Source organism: Pseudodesulfovibrio sp. (genome assembly GCF_028692895.1).
Taxonomy (GTDB): Bacteria; Desulfobacterota; Desulfovibrionia; order Desulfovibrionales; family Desulfovibrionaceae; genus Pseudodesulfovibrio.
This window is the reverse complement of sequence record NZ_JAQUWN010000084.1, coordinates 1-5,215: the sequence shown is the minus strand read 5'-3', so window position 1 is coordinate 5,215 and position 5,215 is coordinate 1. Positions and strand designations below refer to the sequence as shown.

At 60.9% G+C, this 5,215-nt stretch carries 3 protein-coding genes and 1 pseudogene; all 4 read right to left on the bottom strand.

Annotated elements, in window-relative coordinates; genetic code table 11:
* Window positions 1-293: pseudogene (locus tag PHP91_RS15345) on the bottom strand (integrase); the annotation flags it as partial.
* Window positions 294-726: 433 nt separating this feature from the next.
* Window positions 727-1,680 carry an integrase domain-containing protein gene (locus PHP91_RS15340; protein WP_300142645.1) on the bottom strand — a complete coding sequence of 318 codons (954 nt, stop codon included), beginning with the start codon at window positions 1,678-1,680 and terminating at the stop codon, window positions 727-729.
* 1,127 nt (window positions 1,681-2,807) lie between these two features.
* The gene (gene hydF / locus PHP91_RS15335; protein ID WP_300142642.1) at window positions 2,808-4,016 is read right to left on the bottom strand and encodes a [FeFe] hydrogenase H-cluster maturation GTPase HydF; all 1,209 of its coding nucleotides are present in this window, start codon (window positions 4,014-4,016) and stop codon (window positions 2,808-2,810) included.
* 72 nt (window positions 4,017-4,088) lie between these two features.
* Window positions 4,089-5,215 (bottom strand): lyase family protein (locus tag PHP91_RS15330; RefSeq protein WP_300142639.1); only part of this gene is annotated, 1,127 nt, incomplete at its 5' end.

The following is a 5,215-nucleotide window of genomic DNA, read 5'->3' as shown; positions in this document are numbered from 1 at the left end:
CACGGCACGTTGCCGAAGTGATCCAGCAACCGCTGGGCAGCCAGTTTGGTCTTCTTGTAATGCGAATCCGAGTACGCCCGCTCCATGAGGTAATCCAGCCGCAGGTTCAGCATATCAAGCAAGGCCATGTCGCCCTTTGCTTCCAGCTCCCGTTGGGTTTCGACTTCCTTTCTTCTTTCGGCTTCGGCCGTCCTGGCGGCCCGTTTCGTCTTGAACCACGCCTTGGTGTGGCGCTTGCCCCTTACCATGAAATCGTACCGGTACCCTTTTCCGGCCTTGAAATAGACAGTCATAGATATCTTCCTCGTTCGGGAAGAACCATGACCCACCACGTTTGACGCCGCCGACGTCTTCGGCATGGTCGTAGACCCAGTCAACGCTTTTGCCCAGGAACGCGGCAACGTCCTTGGCAGATAATACGCGGGTCTTCAGATTGGTGTCAAAGGTCATCATTCTTCCGGGTTGTCATTTTCAGCAGGCGTTCACGCCCGAAAACTCAGCCAACCCTTCAGTATGATCATGTGAGAACATCCCATCGCAAGGAATCGGAAACGGGTATTTTCACTTTTTTTGAATCAGAGACACTCATCCTCTCATGAGCAAAATCATCCTTGTCTGCCTCCGGGGCAGACAAGGATGATGGTTGGAGGACGAGATTGGTTTTTCAATCTCGTCCTCCAACCTGTGCCCAGAAGAAAACCCCGCGCAAAAAAGGCGGGGTTTTGGTTAAAGACTGGAACCAAGATAGGCGTCAGATACGTCCCGTCTTCCTGCGGAATGTCCTGCCGTCACTTCGATTTCATCACGGGCGTCAGCGTCGAGTCGGGGCCATTCTTCCCCGGCAACAGCCTGTGCGGCCTGTTGAAAGGCAATCACGTTTTCATGCTGATTGGGTGGCTGAAAGCCCGTGTGCTCGACGTACATCTTATGGAACCGTTCATGGCGATTGCTATGCAGCGTCCACCCACTTTCCTTCTTGGTGAACCCGCACAGCCTGGCGGCGTAGGACAGCTTTTCCTGCCATTTGTCGCCCATCCCTTCAGGCATGAGATGATGTATCCCCGGCCTGTCGGATCGGCTGACGTATGGCAACGCCTTTTCCAGGGCTTCCTGCTGCCTATCGGACAGGTTGTACAGCGTCCTGTGCCGTCCCCCTTTGGGCCCGTGCTGGATGAGCAGGCTGCGGCCTTCCCTGTCCCAGTCGTTAACTAGATCGACCTTGGCCGCTTCTTCACGACGCAGACCCAATTCGTATTGCAAGCGAATCTGAGCGGCACAGCGGGGACCGTGCTCATATTGCCCATCTTCCAGCTTGGCGATGGCCCCCAAGACAAATTCAGGGGCAACCGCTTTGCTGTTGGCGTTGGCAATGGGCCCGCGCTTCACATCGAACACATCATTGGTCGGACTGATGCGCGTGTTGCCATAGGCTTCGCACAGATGGCGGGCGGCACTGAAGACTTCAGCAATCCGCCCGTCACCCACGCCTTGTTCTTTCATTCTGTCGGCGACTGCCGCAAAATGCTTGTTCGAAATGTTCGTCCATTTTCGGACCCCGAATCCGGCTTCGCGTAGCCTTTTTGCAAAGGCCTTGGCGTTCTGCCGGATTCTGTGTTGTTTCGTTCGTGGGCCGGACAGGGTTGCCCTGTTCGCGCCCAATACCAAGCTGATGGATTTCATGCGAATCCCCCTTTCAAAAGTTCGGGGCAGTGCCCCGGGACAAAGCGAACCCACAGGTCCGCCTATGGCGCGAATGCGCCACACAACAACCGATACGGGACAAATCAATGTCCGTTTCCCACTGAAAGGAAATTCAAGAATCCATTTAATAAGGGGTGCCACCACGCAGACTCATTCGTCCTGCGCGTAAATTGGTGGCCGTGGGGGAATTTCGACAACGATAGATTTCTAGACATCTACCGTTTGTCCGGCGGCGGGTGCTGTGTTTTCAGCCTGGCGTTTGGATGTGAAAGCATGCCGTTTGGAAATGAACGGCAAAGAAGTGTTTGGTGTTTCGGCACGTTAGTGCCAGTTTATGCGTTCATCAGTTTAGACTATCGTCAAAACTTATGAACGCGCCTGATCGCGTTTTACCTCCTTCTGGTGACCGATTTATCCGGTGGACATACCCCACCATACGACGCCGAAAAACCTTCGCGCAAGGTCCGGCGGCGGTATTTCTGCTCCTCCCGCCGATTTCCCCGCGAGCGTGACACAAGCGGGCGACGGCGAGAGGGATGGCGGGTTCGACTCCGGCTCAAGGGATGCGGGAACGCACGTACTTGCCGGATTGTCTTCCTGTTCCAATGCGAAGGACCGACTGCCTCTGACATAAGTAAAACCAAGTCGGGCATGTGATACGGGAAGAAATGCCGGAATCTCCATGGGGTCCTGCATTGAATGAAGCGTCTGAGTGGTAAGCGATGACCGTCATCAACCGGGCCAAGGATTAGCCGTGAAGATTAAGAACTACGGGATGGTTGTTGAGCCGCTACCTCCGGATACAATTGTTGTTCGTGTGTTTGCGCGCATACGCAATTTGTCTCCCAGCCAGCTTTCAAGTGTGAGCGGTTTATCATTACAGGTAAAGAAAACTGGTGACCTCACAGAAGACCGCATATGTCAAGAATTGCGGTTGCAATTCCGGATGGGACCGGATCGCTCATCAGCGTGCTCATAGCGACAAGAACAAACATGACCACGAGCATGAACACCTGCACGCCTACGTGTTTAGTCACTCCCACAGCCACGGTAGTTGGGATGAAGGGCGGCGCGAGGTACGGCACCCTTGCGCCGCCAAATTTTGATCAGACCCCCTTCATGTCGAACGGTCGCAGGACGCGGTCGAGCACTCCCTGCAATTTCGAAATGGCCACGCCGTAGTTGGTCACAGGTACGCCCCGGCGGGAACATTCGGCGATGCGGCGGAGCATCTCGGTGCGGTTCAGCATGCACGCCCCGCAATGGACCACCAGCGCGTATTTCTCCAGGTTTTCGGGGAAGTCGTGCCCCGCATAGACCTCGAAGTTCAGATCCCTTCCCGTATACTGGGTCATCCAGCGCGGGATCTTGACCCGGCCGATGTCGTCGGCCACGTCGTGGTGCGAGCACGCCTCGCCGATGAGCACGGTGTCCCCGTCCTTGAGCGTGTCAATGGCCGAGGCCCCTTCAACCAGGCGGGCCAGGTCGCCCTTGTAGCGGGCGAACAGGGTGGAGAAGGTGGTCATGGGGATGTCATCGGGCACGTCCCCGGCCACGCTCATGACCACCTGGGAGTCCGTGACCACCAGGGCGGGCTTGCGGCCGAAGCCGTCGAGGGCGGCGCGGATTTCCCGTTCCTTGACCACGGTGCCCACGGCGTCGCAGTCCAGTATCTCGCGCAGCACCTGCACCTGGGGCAGGATCAGGCGGCCCTTGGGCGCGGCCAGGTCGATGGGCACCACGCAGAGCACCCAGTCGCCCTCGTCGATGAGGTCGCCCAGGATCAGCCGCTCCTGCCGGTATTCCGGGGGCGCGGCGTTGATGATCATGCTCTTGAGCCGGTCCACGCCCGTGCCGTCCATGGCCGATACGTGCGCGAACGGGGCGCGGACGTCCTCCGGCGGTTGCGGCCCGTCCCCGGCAGCCCTGAGGTCCGCCTTGTTCCAGGCCACGATGTGCGGGATGTCCATCTCGCGGATGGCGGCCAGCAGGTCGCGCTCATACGCGGTCAGTCCCTCCTCGCCCAGGACGACCACGGCCACGTCGCAGCGGTACAGCACCTTGCGGGTGGTCTTGACGCGCAGCGCGCCCAGCTCGCCCTCGTCGTCCAGCCCGGCGGTGTCGTAGAAGGTGACCGGCCCCAGCGGCAGCAATTCATAGTGCTTGGCCACCGGGTCCGTGGTGGTGCCCGGCGTGGCCGAGACAATGGCCGTTTCCTGGCCGGTCAGGGCGTTGATGAGAGAGGATTTGCCCGCGTTGCGGCGGCCCGCCAGGGCAATGACCAGGCGAACTCCCCGGGGCGCTTTATCCGACATACTGTCTCCTTGGGGCGCATCGTTCCGGCCCGCTCGGGCGAACCCGGAAGGATTCGGAAGCGATGCGCGTGTTCATGGCGTGTTCAGGTCCTCGAATTCTTCGGGAGTGAACCCCAGTTTGCATAGTTGGCGGGGCGAGAAAAGCCGGTCCGCGACCTCGGGCGGGGCAATGCCCGCGGCCACGATCTGGCGGGGGATGGTGTTCCCGTCCCGCCGGGCGTCGGCCACCAGTTCCTCCACCGCCTCGTAGCCCAACACGGGCACCAGGACCGTGGCCAGGGCCTTGCTCTGCTCGACCATCTCGCGGCATCGTTCGGGCCGCGCCTCGATGCCGCGCACGCAGTGATCGGCCAGCCCCCGGCAGGAGGCGGTCAGCAGGTCCAGGGACTCGGGCAGGGCTTGGGCGATGAGCGGCAGCAGATGGTTAAGCTCCAACTGCCCCAGCCCGGCGGCCAGGGTGACGGCCTGGTCGTTGGCCATGACCCGCAGGGCCGCCTGGGTAACGGCCTCGGGCATGACCGGATTGACCTTGCCCGCCATGATGGAGGACCCGGCCTGGAGCGGGGGCAGCCGTATCTCACCCAGCCCGGCCGACGGTCCGCTGGACAGCAGGCGCAGGTCCGAGGCGATCTTGAGCAGGTTGGCGGCGCACGCCTTGAGCATGCCCGACACCTCGACGAACACGTCCGCGTTCTGGGTGGCGTCCACCAAATTTTCGCTGCGGGACACGGGCAGGCCGGTTATCGCGGCCAGGTTCCCGGCCACGGCCAGCACGTAGTCGCGCGGCGCGCCAAGCCCGGTGCCCACGGCCGTGCCGCCGAGATTGACCCTTTTTATGCGCTCGCGGCACTTGAAGACGCGCCAGCGGTCGCGGGCCACGGCGTCGGCAAAGGCCCCGAAGGCCATGCCGAGGGTCATGGGCACGGCGTCGGTCAGCTCGGTGCGGCCCACCTTGACCACATCGCGGAACGCGGCTTCCTTTTCCTGCAGGGCCGCCTGGAGACCGGACACGGCCTCCTCCAGGTCGGCCAGCAGGACGGTCACGGCCACCCGGAGCGCCGTGGGATACACGTCGTTGGTGGACTGATGCATGTTGACGTGGCGCAGGGGGTGGACCAGTTCGCGGTCGCCCCGGTCGCCGCCGAGCAATTCGGCAGCGCGGGCCGCGATGACCTCGTTGACGTTCATGTTCGTCGAGG

What these genes read in the sequence shown, in the direction of transcription:
- PHP91_RS15340 (WP_300142645.1), bottom strand. Translation starts at nt 1,680, where the DNA reads ATGAAATCCATCAGCTTGGTATTGGGCGCGAACAGGGCAACCCTGTCC.
- hydF (WP_300142642.1), bottom strand. Translation starts at nt 4,016, where the DNA reads ATGTCGGATAAAGCGCCCCGGGGAGTTCGCCTGGTCATTGCCCTGGCG.